The 14,313-nt window shown below is 69.5% G+C and carries 17 protein-coding genes; 6 read left to right on the top strand and 11 right to left on the bottom strand.

Annotated features, from left to right (window positions below; all coding sequences use genetic code 11):
- Position 1: 1 nt before the first annotated feature.
- From ACWF4Z_RS11000 to rimP, 7 genes are all read right to left on the bottom strand, one after another.
- Entirely contained in the window at positions 2-856 is an 855-nt protein-coding gene (locus ACWF4Z_RS11000) for an LLM class flavin-dependent oxidoreductase (RefSeq protein ID WP_452242805.1), read from the bottom strand.
- A gap of 213 nt (positions 857-1,069) precedes the next feature.
- Positions 1,070-1,957: a tRNA pseudouridine(55) synthase TruB gene (gene truB / locus ACWF4Z_RS10995; RefSeq protein ID WP_452242804.1), complete on the bottom strand. Its 888-nt coding sequence runs from the start codon at positions 1,955-1,957 to the stop codon at positions 1,070-1,072.
- Positions 1,958-2,395 (bottom strand): 30S ribosome-binding factor RbfA, encoded by a 438-nt coding sequence (gene rbfA, locus ACWF4Z_RS10990; protein ID WP_452242803.1) that lies wholly within the window; start codon positions 2,393-2,395, stop codon positions 1,958-1,960.
- Between the two features lie 92 nt (positions 2,396-2,487).
- Complete coding sequence (gene infB, locus ACWF4Z_RS10985; protein ID WP_452242802.1) at positions 2,488-5,721, bottom strand: translation initiation factor IF-2; 3,234 nt, start codon at positions 5,719-5,721, stop codon at positions 2,488-2,490.
- Positions 5,722-5,801: 80 nt separating this feature from the next.
- Positions 5,802-6,173 carry a YlxR family protein gene (locus tag ACWF4Z_RS10980; RefSeq protein WP_452242801.1) on the bottom strand — a complete coding sequence of 124 codons (372 nt, stop codon included), beginning with the start codon at positions 6,171-6,173 and terminating at the stop codon, positions 5,802-5,804.
- Between the two features lie 45 nt (positions 6,174-6,218).
- The gene (nusA, locus tag ACWF4Z_RS10975; protein ID WP_452242800.1) at positions 6,219-7,211 is read right to left on the bottom strand and encodes a transcription termination factor NusA; all 993 of its coding nucleotides are present in this window, start codon (positions 7,209-7,211) and stop codon (positions 6,219-6,221) included.
- A 1-nt stretch (position 7,212) separates the two neighbouring features.
- Positions 7,213-7,734 carry a ribosome maturation factor RimP gene (rimP, locus tag ACWF4Z_RS10970; RefSeq protein ID WP_452242799.1) on the bottom strand — a complete coding sequence of 174 codons (522 nt, stop codon included), beginning with the start codon at positions 7,732-7,734 and terminating at the stop codon, positions 7,213-7,215.
- A gap of 153 nt (positions 7,735-7,887) precedes the next feature.
- Here rimP and ACWF4Z_RS10965 point away from each other — a divergent pair, with 153 nt between their 5' ends.
- From ACWF4Z_RS10965 to ACWF4Z_RS10955, 3 genes are read left to right on the top strand one after another with little or no spacing between them, the layout of a single operon-like run.
- Positions 7,888-8,451 carry a cell division protein FtsK gene (locus ACWF4Z_RS10965; protein ID WP_452242798.1) on the top strand — a complete coding sequence of 188 codons (564 nt, stop codon included), beginning with the start codon at positions 7,888-7,890 and terminating at the stop codon, positions 8,449-8,451.
- Positions 8,451-8,861: a ferritin-like domain-containing protein gene (locus tag ACWF4Z_RS10960; protein WP_452242797.1), complete on the top strand. Its 411-nt coding sequence runs from the start codon at positions 8,451-8,453 to the stop codon at positions 8,859-8,861. Before ACWF4Z_RS10965 ends, ACWF4Z_RS10960 begins: the two co-directional genes overlap by 1 nt.
- Positions 8,861-9,226, top strand: a complete 366-nt coding sequence (locus tag ACWF4Z_RS10955; protein ID WP_452242796.1) for a YchJ family protein — start codon at positions 8,861-8,863, stop codon at positions 9,224-9,226. Before ACWF4Z_RS10960 ends, ACWF4Z_RS10955 begins: the two co-directional genes overlap by 1 nt.
- Here the strand turns inward: ACWF4Z_RS10955 and hisH are convergent.
- Genes hisH through hisD form a run of 4 tightly spaced genes read right to left on the bottom strand, consistent with a single transcriptional unit; the run spans position 9,218 to position 12,952 of the window.
- Positions 9,218-9,862, bottom strand: coding sequence for an imidazole glycerol phosphate synthase subunit HisH (hisH, locus tag ACWF4Z_RS10950; RefSeq protein WP_452242795.1), 645 nt, complete (start codon positions 9,860-9,862; stop codon positions 9,218-9,220). The two genes, ACWF4Z_RS10955 and hisH, sit on opposite strands and share 9 nt — an antisense overlap.
- Positions 9,863-9,886: 24 nt before the next feature.
- Positions 9,887-10,486 (bottom strand): imidazoleglycerol-phosphate dehydratase HisB, encoded by a 600-nt coding sequence (gene hisB / locus ACWF4Z_RS10945; protein ID WP_452242794.1) that lies wholly within the window; start codon positions 10,484-10,486, stop codon positions 9,887-9,889.
- Position 10,487: 1 nt separating this feature from the next.
- Positions 10,488-11,615 (bottom strand): histidinol-phosphate transaminase, encoded by a 1,128-nt coding sequence (locus ACWF4Z_RS10940; protein WP_452242793.1) that lies wholly within the window; start codon positions 11,613-11,615, stop codon positions 10,488-10,490.
- Entirely contained in the window at positions 11,615-12,952 is a 1,338-nt protein-coding gene (gene hisD, locus ACWF4Z_RS10935; RefSeq protein ID WP_452242792.1) for a histidinol dehydrogenase, read from the bottom strand. Before hisD ends, ACWF4Z_RS10940 begins: the two co-directional genes overlap by 1 nt.
- Positions 12,953-13,054: 102 nt before the next feature.
- Here hisD and ACWF4Z_RS10930 point away from each other — a divergent pair, with 102 nt between their 5' ends.
- Genes ACWF4Z_RS10930 through ACWF4Z_RS10920 form a run of 3 tightly spaced genes read left to right on the top strand, consistent with a single transcriptional unit; the run spans position 13,055 to position 14,312 of the window.
- A complete protein-coding gene (locus ACWF4Z_RS10930) occupies positions 13,055-13,726 on the top strand; it encodes an LON peptidase substrate-binding domain-containing protein (protein ID WP_452242791.1) in 672 nt (223 codons plus the stop codon).
- 42 nt (positions 13,727-13,768) lie between these two features.
- A complete protein-coding gene (locus ACWF4Z_RS10925) occupies positions 13,769-14,005 on the top strand; it encodes a ribbon-helix-helix domain-containing protein (protein ID WP_452242790.1) in 237 nt (78 codons plus the stop codon).
- Between the two features lie 4 nt (positions 14,006-14,009).
- A complete protein-coding gene (locus ACWF4Z_RS10920) occupies positions 14,010-14,312 on the top strand; it encodes a type II toxin-antitoxin system PemK/MazF family toxin (protein WP_452242789.1) in 303 nt (100 codons plus the stop codon).
- The last annotated feature ends 1 nt before the right edge of the window (position 14,313 follow it).

Below are 14,313 nucleotides of genomic sequence, written 5' to 3'. Positions count from 1 at the left end.
CTCAGCTGATACGAGGTGGGCCGGCTTTGAGGCGGCGTTCGGCGGTGGCTCGGGCTTCGGCTGGGTCTGATGCCGACCAGTCGGCGTCGATCCACCAGGTCGCGCCGGCTTCGGCCCACGGGCGGACGGTGTCGGCGGCCTTGGTGTCATCGGCGCTGGTGGTGCCTTCGGCGACGACGTCGTACCCGTCCATGGTCAGGCCGTGCGCCTCACGCTCAGCGCGGATCCAGGCGACGCCCTCGGCCAGGCGCTCCGGCGTGATCTCACCGGCCTGCCCGTCGACCGGGGCGTAGTTCGGCAGCCAGCCGTCCTGGAGAGCTGCCCGGCGCATCGACTTGGGCCGCGGCCACCCACCGACCACCCACGTCGGGATCCGCGGCTGCTGCACAGGTGGCGGCGGTGCGGGCGGCGCCAGTTCGCCGATCTTCTTGGACCGGTAGTGCTTGCCGGCGAACTCGAACGACTCATCCCGCCACAAGTACTGCAGCATCTCCAGCGACTCGTCCATGAGCTCGGCCCGCACCTTCCGCCCAGGATCGTCCTCGAACAACCAGAACCGGTCCTCCCCCGCCACCCCAAGCCCAACGGCCAGAATCACCCGCCCGTTGCTCAGGTTGTCCACCGTCGACGTCTGCCCCGCCACATCCCAAGGCTTCCGCCGCGGCAACGGCGTCAACATCGTCCCCAGCCGAATCCGCTCGGTCGTCATCGCCGCCGCCCCCAACATCACCCAGGCGTCGATCCCCCAAATGGACTCCCACACAAAGAACCCATCCCACCCACACTCCTCAGCCAAAGCAGCCAACTCACTAGCCGCCCGCGCATCCCCAGCCGCCATCACAAACCCATATCTCATCCCCCGAAGGTAGAACCCCCGACCGACAAACGGCACACCGATTGCCCAGTGACTGACGTCAGGGCGATCCCCAGGCCATCACAATCGCCACCGAGCACATGCTCCCCGCCTGAACCCCACCCGCCCGGCAGATTGTGATGGCCTGGCGGTCGCTCACCCAACACCAACGGATCGTGGCCGCAGTCCGCGTGCCGGAGGCGAGGGGAAGAGAAGCTAGCTCACGAAGACGGCGGTGGGTTTGGCCAGGGGGCCGTGGGGTTCGTAGAGGGCTAGGAAGGTGCCGGTGGGGTCGAACATCGCGGTTTGGCCGGGATCCAGGTTGAGGCCTGGGAGGGGGCGGCCGGTGCGGATGGCGGCGGCTTGGTCGGGGTCGGCGTCGTAGCGGGGGAAGGTGTCGGCGGCGACGTCGGCAATGGGGAGCCAATCGAAGGACTCGGCCAGGGCCTCGAGCGAGTGGGCCGCACCCAGGTCGAAGGTGCCGACGCGCGTACGGCGAAGTGCGGTCAGGTGACCGCCGACACCCAGCTCGGCGCCGAGGTCGCGGGCCAGGGCGCGGATGTAGGTGCCACTCGAGCAGTCGACCGAGATGTCCACATCGATCCACGACGCAGACGGGCGTACGTCGAGGATGTCGTAGCGCGACACCGTCACCGTACGAGCCTTGAGCGCGACCTCTTCCCCGGCCCGGACGCGTTCGTACGCCCGTCGCCCGTCGACCTTGATCGCCGAGACCTTGGACGGAACCTGCGAGATCTCCCCGCGGAACCCGACGACCGCAGCAGCGATCGCGTCAGCGCTCACCCCGTCGACGGAGGCCGTCGTCAGCACCGAACCCTCGGCGTCGTCCGTCGTCGTGGTCGAGCCGAGCCGAATGGTCGCGTCGTACGACTTGTCCGCCAACTGGAGATGACCCAGCAACCGAGTGGCCCGATTGAGGCCGACGACCAGGACGCCCGTCGCCATCGGGTCGAGTGTCCCGGCGTGGCCGACCTTGCGGGTGCCGGCGAGCCGCCGGATGCGGGCGACGACAGTGTGCGACGTCATCCCGCCCGGCTTGTCGACGACGACGATCCCGTCCGACGCCGGGGTGAAGTCAGCCACTCAGTCCTGGTCTTCCTCGTCGTCGTCCTTGCGCTTGTACGGATCCGCTTCGCCGGCCGGCTTGGCACCGGCGGCGGACTTGGCCACCTCGGCGTCGGCCTCGCGGGCCTTGGCCAGCAGCTCCTCGATCTGTCCGGCCGTCTCCGGCACCGCGTCCAGGAAGAACGCGACGCTCGGCGCGTGCCGCAGGCCGAGGGACTTGCCGACCTCGCTGCGGATCAGGCCGCGGGCCGATTCGAGTGCGGCCGCGGTCGAGGCGCGCGCCTGCTCGTCGCCGTACACGGTGTAGAACACGCTGGCCTCGCGCAGATCGCCGGTCAGCTTGGCGTCCGTCACCGTGACGAAGCCCAGCCGCGGGTCCTTGACCCGGCGCTCGAGCAGCTCGGCGACGAGCACCTGGATCCGGTCGGCCAACTGCTTCGCCCTTGCTTCACCCATCAGGGCTCACTCCCTCATTCACAAGTAACGTCCGGAGAGGACAGTGCCTCTCCGGACGTTACTCCGGCGACCCGACGGTCACCGTCAGCGGATCAGTTGCGCGGCTTCTCGCGAAGCTCGAAGGCCTCGACGACGTCACCGATCTTGATGTCGTTGTAGCCGTTGATGGTCAGACCACACTCGAAGCCCTCGCGGACCTCGGACGCGTCGTCCTTGAACCTCTTCAGCGACGACAGCTCGGTGTTGTCGACGACGACCGCACCGTCCCGGATCAGCCGGACCTTCGCGTTGCGCTTCAGCAGGCCGCTGGTCACCCAGCAACCGGCGATGTTGCCCACCTTCGAGGAGCGGAAGATCTCGCGGATCTCCGCCTGGCCCAGCGTGAACTCCTCGTAGATCGGCTTCAGCATGCCCTTCAGGGCCGCCTCGATGTCGTCGATCGCCGAGTAGATGACCGAGTAGTACCGGACATCCACGCCCTCGCGCTCGGCCAGGTCACCGGCCTTGCCCGCCGGCCGCACGTTGAAGCCGATGATGACGGCGTTCGACGCGATGGCCAGGTTGACGTCGTTCTCGTTGATCGCACCGACGCCGCGGTCGATGACGCGCAGGTTGACCTCGTCGCCGACCTCGATCCGGACCAGGGCGTCTTCCAACGCCTCGACCGAACCGGACACGTCGCCCTTGAGGATCAGCAGCAGCTCCTGAGCCTCGCCCTTCTCCATCGAGGCCATGAAGTCCTCGAGGGTACGACGGGCGCGACGCTTGGCGTTGGCGGCCGCACGAGCGCGGGCTTCCCGCTTCTCGGCGATCTGCCGTGCCCTGCGGTCGTCGTCGACGACCAGGAACTTGTCACCGGCACCTGGTACGGCGGTCAGACCGAGCACCAGCACCGGCCGCGACGGCGTCGCCTCCTCGACCGGGTCACCGTGCTCGTCGAGCATGGCCCGGACCCGGCCGTACGCCGGTCCCGCCACCATCGAGTCGCCGACCCGCAGCGTGCCGCGCTGAACCAGCACGGTCGCCACCGGACCACGGCCCTTGTCGAGGTTGGCCTCGATCGCGATGCCCTCGGCGTGCATGTTCGGGTTGGCCCGCAGGTCGAGTGCCGCGTCCGCGGTCAGTACGACGCCCTCGAGCAGCCCGTCGATGTTGATCCGGGACTTCGCCGACACGTCGACGAACATCGTGTCGCCGCCGTACTCCTCGGGAACCAGGCCGTACTCGGTCAGCTGACCGCGCACCTTGGCCGGATCCGCGCTGGGTACGTCGATCTTGTTCACCGCGACCACGATCGGGACGTTCGCCGCCCGGGCGTGGTTCAGTGCCTCGATCGTCTGCGGCATCACGCCGTCGTCGGCCGCGACCACCAGGATGACGATGTCGGTGGCCTGCGCACCACGGGCACGCATGGCGGTGAACGCCTCGTGACCCGGGGTGTCGACGAAGGTGATGGCCCGCTGCTCGCCGTCGACCTCGGTCGTGACCTGGTACGCACCGATGTGCTGGGTGATCCCGCCGGCTTCCTTGGCAACGACGTTCGCCATCCGGATCGCGTCCAGCAGCTTGGTCTTACCGTGGTCGACGTGACCCATCACGGTCACCACCGGCGGCCGCTTGACCAGATCGCTCTCGTCGCCCTCGTCGGAACCGAAGTCGATGTCGAACGACTGCAGCAGCTCGCGGTCCTCGTCCTCCGGGGACACGATCTGCACGTCGTAGTTCAGCTCGGTGGCGAGCAGTTGCAGCGTCTCCTCGTTGACCGACTGGGTCGCGGTCACCATCTCACCGAGGTGGAACAGCACCTGCACCAGCGACGCCGGATCGACGCCGACCTTCTCGGCGAAGTCCGTCAGCGACGCGCCACGGGCGAGGCGAACGATCTCGCCGTCACCGTGCTTGACGCGAACGCCGCCGACCGCCGGGGCCTGCATGTTGTCGAATTCCTGGCGCTTGGCCCGCTTCGACTTGCGACCACGACGCGCCGGACCACCCGGACGCCCGAAGGCACCCTGTGTTCCGCCACGACCGCGGTTGCCCGGACCCGGACGACCACCGCCGCCACCGGGAGGGCCGCTCGGGCCGCCACCGCCGCCTGGGCGGAAGCCGCCACCGCCACCGCCGCCACCCGGGCGAGCGCCGGCACCCGCACCGCCGCCGCCGGGACCGCCGCTGGGGCGACCACGGCCACCGCCGCCGCCACCAGGACCGCCACCACCGGGACCGGACGGACGACCGGTGAACGTGCCGGCCGAGGACTTCGGCATCATCGCCGGGTTGGGACGCGGCGCGCCGGGCACGCCGCCCGGACGCGGCCGGTCGCTGCCACCGCGGTTGTCACGGTTGTCGCGGCTGTCACCACGGGACTGCGGCGGACGCGGCGACATCCCGGCCGGGCTCGCGCCCTGGCCGGAGCGCTCGCCCTGTCCACCCGGACCGGGGCGAGCGCCACCGCGGGTCTGCATGCCTTGGGTCGAGCTGAACGGGTTGTTGCCCGGACGCGGCGCACCCGGACGCGGGCCGCCACCTTGACCACCCGAACGCGGCGCGCCACCCGGACGGGGTGCCCCACCGGGACGCGGAGCGCCACCCGGACGCGGCGCGGAGCTGGAACCACCCGGACGCGGGCTCGAACCCGAACCACCCGGACGCGGACCAGGCCGGGCCGAGGGCTCGGAACCGGAACGCTGCGGGGCCCGCGCGGCCGGCTGGGCCGGTGCCGCACTCTGGGCCGGAGCAGCCGGCGCAGCCTTGGCTGCCGGTGCCTCGAACGCCGGAGCGGCCGGAGCCTCGACCTTGGCCGCCGGAGCGGTCTCGGTGGAAGCGGTCTCAGCCGCAGCGGTCTCCTGTCGCGGCGCGGGCTTCGGGCCCGGTCGCGGACCCGGCTTCACGCCGGGGCTGGGGACTGCCTTGACCGGAGCCGGAGCGGACTCCGCCTTCTCGGTCACCGGTGCCTCGACCTGGACGGCCGCAGCCGGCGCCTCGGCCTTCGCCGCGGGCGCCTCGACCGGAGCCGGGGATGCCGCAGCGGGCCGCTCGGCCGGAGCCTTAGGAGCAGCCTTCGGTGGTGCTGTCGGAGCCGCCTCGGCAGGCGCGACCGGTGCGGTCGCCTGCGGCGCGGCAGACGTACTCGCGGCGGCCTTCTTGGCCGCACGCTTCTTCGGCGGGTTCTTCTCGAACTCCTCCGCCAACCGCCGGACGACAGGTGCCTCGATGGTCGAGGATGCCGACCGGACGAACTCGCCCATGTCGTTCAATCTGGTCAGAACGACCTTGCTGGTAACTCCGAGCTCCTTCGCGAGCTCGTAGACCCGGACCTTTGCCACTACTCTCCCTCTGGTCCGAGCCTGGGCAAGGACCTTTAGTTGACGTACATGCTCATCGCATTGCACTCATCGGTAGACACTCATCGAGTGGTCATGAGTCGATGACCCGCCTTCATGTCGTCGCGACTGGTGTCGCGGGCAGTCGGGTGACTGCCTGGTGCACTACTTTGCCTATCACGCTGCGCGAGGTACTCCTGCAGCCCGGTCACGTCGAGCGGACCCGGGACCTTGAAGGCCCGCGGGAACGCCTTGCGCCGCACGGCGAGATCGAAACACTCGGCCACCGGGTGCAGATGCGCCCCGCGGCCGGGCGCCCGACGATCGGGGTCCGGCACAACAAGTCCTCCGGACACCGTCATCCGCAGCAGATCTTCCGGACTGGACCGCTTCCGACACCCGATGCAGGTACGCTCCCGAACCTTCTCAGGGCGCGCGTCTGCAGTCTTTGTCACATGTTCCTCGGGGTGTGGTTGCGACTCAGCCGGCCGACCGAGAGGTCAGTCTACCTTCTCCGGCTCAGGCGTCACATCCGTATCCGGCCGGATGTCGATTCGCCAGCCGGTGAGCCGGGCGGCGAGGCGGGCATTTTGCCCTTCCTTACCGATCGCGAGCGAGAGCTGATAGTCGGGTACGACGACCCGCGCCGCGCGAGCGGCCGCGTCGACTACCTCGACAGACGTAACCTGCGCCGGGGACAGCGCATTCCCGACGAAGGTGGCCGGATCGTCGCTGTGGTCGATGATGTCGATCTTCTCGCCGTGCAGCTCGTGCATGATGTTGCGCACCCGCTGGCCCATCGGCCCGATGCAGGCGCCCTTCCCGTTCACCGACGGGTTCAGCGTCCGGACCGCGATCTTGGTCCGGTGACCGGCCTCCCGCGCGATCGCGGTGATCTCGACCGTTCCGTCGGCGATCTCCGGGACCTCCAGCGCGAACAGCTTCTTGACCAGGTTCGGGTGGGTCCGGCTGACCGTGATCTGCGGGCCCTTGAATCCCTTGCGGACGCCGACGACGTACACCCGCAGGCGGGAGCCGTGCTCGTACTTCTCCCCCGGCACCTGCTCCGGCGCCGGCAGCACCGCCTCGATCTTGCCGAGGTCGACCATCACCGACCGCGGGTCGCGGCCCTGCTGGACCACGCCGGAGACGATGTCGCCCTCCTTGCCGGAGAACTCGCCGTACCGGACCTCGTCCTCGGCGTCGCGCAGCCGCTGCAGGATGATCTGCTTGGCCGTGGTTGCCGCGATCCGGCCGAAGTCGGCCGGGGTGTCGTCGTACTCGCGGGCCACCTCGCCGTCCTCGCCGAGCTCGCGGGCGAGCACGGTGACGTGTCCGGTCTTGCGGTCCAGCTCGACGCGGGCGTGCTGCTGGGCTCCCTCGGTCCGGTGGTACGCGACCAGCAGGGCCGCCTCGATCGCCTCGGCGACGACCTCCGTGGAGATGTCTTTCTCCCGCTCCAGTGACCGCAGGACGGCCATGTCGATGTCCATGTCAGTTCTCCTCCACCGTGCCGTCGGCAGGTGTTTCTTCGTCGTCGTTGCCGGCAGCCCGGTTGAATTCGATCTGGACCTTGGCCTTGGCCACGTCGGCGTACGCGACCGTGCGCGTCGTACCGTCGACGTCCAGTTCGGCTGCCTCCTCGGAGGCCGCCTTGATCCGGCCGGTGACCTTGTCACCGTCGTTGAGCGTGACCGCGACCAGGCGCTTGGTGTTGCGGCGCCAGTGCCGGGGCAGGGTGAGTGGCCGGTCGACGCCCGGGCTGGAGACCTCCAGCGTGTAGGCGCCGTCGCCCATCACGTCGTCCGCGTCCAGTCCCTTGGAGATGGCCCTGGTGACGTCGGCGACGTCGTCGAGGCTGATGCCGCCGTCGCGGTCGACCAGCACGCGCAGCAACCGGCGGCGGCCGGCCGGCGCGAGGTCGACGGCCTCCAGGTCGCAGCCGAACTGCTCGACGATCGGCCGCAGAAAGTTCTCGAGGCTCGTGGTGTCCGTGTGGTCAGTCCTTCGGCTCACAGGTAGACCTGCCTCTCTCTCCAGTTGTGCACCCGTTCCACCCACGGCGGTCCGGCCGAGGGCAGTAGCCCACCATATCCGGCCGGTCGTAGTGTCCGCGTCACCGGCTCGTCCCAGACCGGTCACCGACCCGTCACCAGGTATCGTTCCGCCGTGCCTGACCAACGCCGCGCCATCACCCGACAGGCCATCACCCGACGCGCCGTCATCGTGACCGCCGCCCTGGTTCCCGGCGCGGTCGCGCTGGCCGGGTGCAAGGACGATCAGGCGGCCAGTACGACGCCGGGCGCCGTCAATCGGACCTCGTCGGGGCAGCCGGCCAAGGAGGCGACGCCGACGGTCGACCCCGCGATCGTTGCGGCCCTCAGTACGGCGGCGACCCAGGTGACCGCGCTCTCCACCGCGTACGCCGGAGTGAGCCGGCGGTACCCCGCGCTGCGCGCTCAGCTCGCGGCCGGCGCAAAGTATCACGCGGCCCATCTGGCCAAGCTCAAGGAGACCCAAGGCGTCACCGCGGCGGCGGGCAAGGCGTCGGCCGTCCCGGCCACGGCGGTCGCCGCGCTCGCCGGCCTGGCCGCGCAGGAGAAGGCGGCGGCGATCGCTCACACGGCCGCGGCCGGCAAGGTGTCCGGCGAGCCTGCCCGCCTGCTGGCGATGATCGCGGCCGCCGAGACGCAGCTCGGGATGACGCTCGCCCCGAAGAAGGGGAGCCGCTGATGACTCAGCTCGAGGCCCTGCAGGCCGCGCTCGCCGGCGAACACGCAGCCATGTACGGCGTGGGCGTGGCCGGCGGCAAGCTCACCGGCGACCGTTTCGAGGCCGCCACCGACACGTACAACCAGCACCGCCGCAACCGGGACCAGCTGAGCGCCCTCGTCGTCGCCGCCGGTGAGACCCCGGTCGCGGCGGAACCGGCGTACGACCTGCCCCAACCGGTCACGACCGCCGCCACGGCCACCTCACTCATCCTCGTGATCGAGCGTCGGATCGCGGCGGTGTACGGCGATCTGGTCGAGGCGGCCGAGGACGCACCGATCCGGGCCGTCGGCATCGAAAAGCTGCTGGCTGCCTCAGCCGCCCAGATCTCCTGGGGTGGCGCACCGGTCGCGTTCCCCGGCGACGTCTGATGGCGGCACGCTGCCCGTGCGGTCTGGGCCCGACGTACGACGAGTGCTGCGGCAGCCTGCATCAGGGCCGTACGACGGCCGCCACCGCCGAGCAACTGATGCGCTCGCGCTACTCCGCCTTCGTGGTCCGGGACGAGTCGTACCTGCTCCGCACCTGGCACTCGACGACCCGCCCACCGCAACTCCGCCTGAGCGACGACATCCGCTGGACGGGCCTCGAGATCCTTGCTACCAGCAACGGAACTCCCTTCCACACCGAGGGAACCGTCGAGTTCCGCGCCAGCTACGCCGGCGGCAACCAACACGAGAACAGCCATTTCACCCGCGAGAACGGCGAGTGGGTGTACGTCGGTCCGTCAGAGTGAGCGGACCCAGTTCTCCAGCAGGGTGGCGCCGGCGTCGCTGGACTTTTCTGGGTGGAACTGGGTGGCGGTGAGGGGTCCGTTCTCGACCGCGGCCACGAAGCGGTCGCCGCCGTACGTCGTCCAGGTGACGAGCGGGGCCACCGAGTCGCGGGTGTCGGTGAGGTGCCAGGTGCGAACGCCGTACGAGTGGACGAAGTAGAAACGTTCCTTCTCGATGCCGTCGAACAGGCCGGTCCCGCTGGGGACGTCGACGGTGTTCCAGCCCATGTGTGGGACCGGCTCATCGGCTCGGGGCTGCAGGCGCTCGACCGTGCCCGGCCATTGGTCGCAGCCGTCGGTCTCGACGCCGTGTTCGATGCCGCGGGCAAACAAGACCTGCATGCCGACGCAGATACCGAGCACCGGGCGGTGGCCGGCCAGTCGACGATCGATGAGTACGTCGCCTCGGACCTTGCGAAGGCCGGTCATGACGGCCTCGAACGCGCCCACGCCGGGAACCAGGAGACCGTCCGCGGTCAGGGACTCGTCGAAGTCGGACGTGACGGTGACGTCGGCGCCGACGCGTTGCAGCGCCCGCTCCCCCGACCGGATGTTGCCCGAGCCATAGTCGAGCAGGACCACCTTCTTAGCGGTCATAGTGCAGTCCTCACAGTGCGGTCCTCACAGGGCGCCCTTGGTCGACGGGATGCCCGGCTGGCGCGGATCGAGCTCGGCGGCGGCCCGCAGCGCCCGGGCGAACGCCTTGAACTGTGCCTCGACGATGTGGTGCGGGTCGCGACCGGACAGCACCCGGACGTGGATGCAGATCGCGGCGTTGAACGCGAGCGTCTCGAAGACGTGCTGGGTCAGCGAACCCGCGTAGTCGCCGCCGATGATCGCGTACACCTGACCGTCCGGCTCGCCGGTGTGGACGCAGTACGGCCGGCCGGACAGGTCGACCGTGCAGTGCACGAGCGCCTCGTCGAGCGGCACGGTCGCGTCGCCGAAGCGCCGGATGCCGCGCTTGTCGCCCAACGCTTCCCGCAGGGCCTGGCCGATGCCGATCGCCGTGTCCTCGACCGTGTGGTGCGCATCGATCTCGAGGTCGCCGACCGTGTTCACGTGCAGGTCGAGCAGCGCGTGCTTGGCCAGCGCGTTGAGCATGTGGTCGTAGAACCCGACGCCGGTTGAGATATCGGCGCGACCGGTCCCGTCCAGGTCGAGCTCGACCAGGACCTTGGACTCGCTCGTCTCGCGGTCGATCCGCGCTGTCCGAGTCATGTCAGCCTTCCCCTGTGAATCGTCCGCTGTGTGTCTTGAGTACGCGCTCGAGTGAAGCGCGGAAGGCGGCCATCTCCTCGCCGGTGCCGATCGAGACCCGCAGCCAGCCGTCCGGCCCGGTCTCTCGGATCAGTACGCCGTCGTCCAGCAACGACTGCCAGACCGCATGCCGATCGGCGAACGTGCCGAACAGCACGAAGTTCGCATCGGAGTCGACGGCGCGCAAACCCAACGAACGCAGGTAGTCCACGGTCTCGTCGCGCTCGACCCGCAACTGCTCGACCCGGCCGAGCAGCTCGTCGGAGTGCCGCAGCGCCGCCCGCGCGACCGCCTGCGTCACCGCGGACAGATGGTAGGGCAGCCGGACGATCCGCAGGGCGTCCACCAACTGCTTGCTCGCGGCAAGGTATCCGACCCGCCCACCGGCCAGCGCGAACGCCTTCGACATCGTCCGCGCAACCGCCAGATTCGGGTACGACGGCAACAACGTCACCGCACTCGGAGTCCCGGTCCGACGGAACTCGGCGTACGCCTCATCGACGACCAGGACCGAACCCATCGCCGCCGTCCGGCCCGCGATCGCCTCGACCACGTCGATCGGCAGGGCCGTGCCGGTCGGGTTGTTCGGTGAGGCGAGCAGCACGACGGTCGGGCGGTGCCGGGAGATCGCGGCCAGGGCCTTGCTCTTGTCGAGGGTGAAGTCCTCGGCACGGCGGCCGGTGACCCAGTCGGTGTTCGTGTCTCGCGCGTACTCCGGATACATCGAGTAGGTCGGAGCGAACGAGAGCGCCGTCCGTCCGGGACCACCGAAGGCCTGCAGGATATGCAGCATGACCTCGTTGGAGCCGTTCGCCGCCCAGACCTGCTCGGCCGACAACTGCGCGCCGGACTCACGGCCCAGGTAGGCGGCGAGGTCGGCGCGAAGGGCAAGGAAGTCGCGGTCCGGGTAGCGGTTCAGGCCGCGGGCCGCCTCGGTGACCGACGCGGCGATGTCCGCGACCGTCTCCTCGCTCGGGGGGTACGGGTTCTCGTTGACGTTGAGCAAGATCGGGACGACGAGCTGCGGAGCGCCGTACGGCTCGAAGCTCTTGAGCTCCTCGCGGATCGGCAGCCCGTCGAAGCGGGCCATCAGTTGTCGCCCGGGGAGCGGCCGGAGAAACGGATCGACACCGCGGCACCGTGGGCGGGCAGGTCCTCGGCGTGCGCGAGCGCGACCACGTGGTCGGCGACCTCCTGCAGCGCGGCGCGCGAGTAGTTCACGACGTGCATCGCCTTGAGGAAGCTGCGGACGGACAGGCCGGACGAGTGACAGGCACATCCGGCGGTCGGGAGCACGTGGTTGGAGCCCGCGCAGTAATCGCCCAGGGAGACCGGCGACCAGCCGCCGACGAAGATCGCGCCGGCGTTGGTGATCAGGTCTGCTCGCTCCTCGGCGTCGACGGTCTGGATCTCGAGGTGCTCGGCGGCATACGCGTTGACGACGCCGGTGCCGTGCTCGAGGTCGTCCACGAGGACAACGGCCGACTGCCGGCCGCCGAGCGCCTCGGTGACGCGGTCCTGGTGCCAGGTCGTGACGATCTGCAGCTCCAGCTCGGCCTCGACCGCGGCGGCGAGCGTCTCGCTCGGGGTCACCAGAACGCCGGCTGCCATCGGGTCGTGCTCGGCCTGGCTGATCAGGTCGGCGGCGACGTGCTGTGGGTTCGCGGTGTCGTCGGCGAGGATCGCGATCTCGGTCGGGCCGGCCTCGGAGTCGATACCGACCTCCGACTGGACGAAGCGCTTGGCCGCGACCACGTAGATATTGCCCGGACCCGTGATCAGGTTGACCTTGCGGCAGCCGTCGAAGCCGTACGCGAACCCGGCGATCGCCTGCGCGCCGCCCATCGCGTAGACCTCGTCGACCCCGAGCAGCGCGCAGACCGCGAGAATCGTCGGGTGCGGTAATCCACCAAACTCCTTCTGCGGCGGGGATGCAACGGCAAGGGAAGGTACGCCGGCAACCTGTGCGGGTACGACGTTCATCACGACGCTGGACGCGAGTGGCGCACGTCCACCGGGGACGTAGAGGCCCACGCGTTGGACCGGGACGAACCGCTGGGTGACTCGGCCACCCGGCGCAGGCTCAGACTCGATGTCGGCGGTGAGCTCGTCCTGGCTGACCTCACGGACGCGCCGGATGGACTCCTCGACCGCTGTACGCACCTCGGGGTCGAGCTCCTCCAGCGCGGTCTTCAACGCCTCGGCCGGGACCCGGATGTCCTCGACGGCCACATGGTCGAACTTCTCGCCGTACTCCCTGACCGCCGCGAGCCCGCGATGGCGGACGTCCAGGCAGATCGGTCGGACGACGTCGAGAGCCTTCTCGACATCGAACACGGCTCGGGGGACCAGGGCGTTCACTTCGGCTTGGAGGTCAACCACTCCTCCGGCCGCCACTCGGCCCCGCAGGTCGACGCGGCGAATCATGGGCTCAGTCTAGTGGTGAGGGGTCGCGGACTTCGCGCGCTATCCACCTGCTGATGCAATCACCGGGCGTGATCGGGGCGGTTGTCCACTACGCTCGACAGCATGGACTCCCGCCTGCCGCTGCTCACTGTCGACACGGTGATCTTTCCTGGGCTGGTGCTTCCCATTCCGGTGACCGATGTCCAGGGGCGTGCGGTGGTGCGCGACCTGGTCGAGAACGGTGGCGAGCTGGTCTGCGGGGCACTCGCCGTACGGGACGGGTACGAGCTGGGTGAGCGGGTGTTCCGGTCGCTGTACGGGACAGGCTGCGCGGCCACCATCTCCGAGATCACGCTGGATCCGGACGACGACGGGCCGGTCGAGATCACGCTGACCGGCAACCGGCGGTTCAAGGTGGCCGAGCTGGACGGCGGTGGCGACTACCTGGTCGCGGACGTGGAGTGGCTCGACGAGGAGCTCGGCGACGACCCGTTGGGATCGGCAACCATCGCGGTCGAACGCTTCCGCCGCTACGCCGCCGCGGTCAGCGAGATCAGCCGCCCCGGCCTCCACATCGGCGAACTCCCCGACGACCCGAGCACGCTGTCGTACCTGATGTCGGCCGCGATGACGCTACTGACCCCCGACCGCCAAAAACTCCTGGAAGCCACCGACACCACCGCCCGCCTGACCCACCTGGTGGGCCTCCTCGACGCCGAGCTCTCCGCCATCCAAGCCCTCCCCTCGCTCCCCGCCACAGACCTCATCACCTGGTCCGCCATGTCCCCCAACTGACAAGCGCTACCGAAATGAATCCCACTGCGGTATGGTATCGGGATGAGTAAGCAGATCACCGTGCGGTTGCCGGACGAGCTGGTCGATTTCATGGACCAACTCGTGGCAACCGACAAAGCAACCAGCAGGGCGTCCGTGGTCGCCCGGGCGATGGAGCGCGAACGACGGCGCGAATTCGCCGCCCGCGACCTCGCCATCCTGACCAAGTACGGCGACTACCCCGACCTCGAGGGTCTGTCGTCCTCGGCCGCCGGCACCGTGCTCAGCGACCTCGACTGAGCCGGTGCGTCCACTCCACATCGCCCGGCTGGACAAGCCGCGCCCGGTCGTCGTCCTGACCAGAGAGCTCATCCGCCCGCGCCTCACCAACGTCACGGTTGCGCCGATCACCAGCACGATCCGCGGCTTGTCCACCGAGGTCCTGGTCGGCCTCGACAACGGCCTCGACCACGCCAGCGCGATCTCGTGCGACAACATCCAGACCATCCCCAAGCTCCAGCTGGGCCGCCTGATCGGCTACCTCCACCCCGATCAGGAACCAGCCCTCGCCGAAGCCATCAGCCTCGCGTTCGACCTGGAGATCTGAG

The sequence above is a fragment of the Kribbella sp. NPDC055071 genome, from assembly GCF_053608045.1.
Note: the sequence above shows the minus strand (reverse complement) of the source record. Positions and strands in the feature narration are given on the sequence as shown.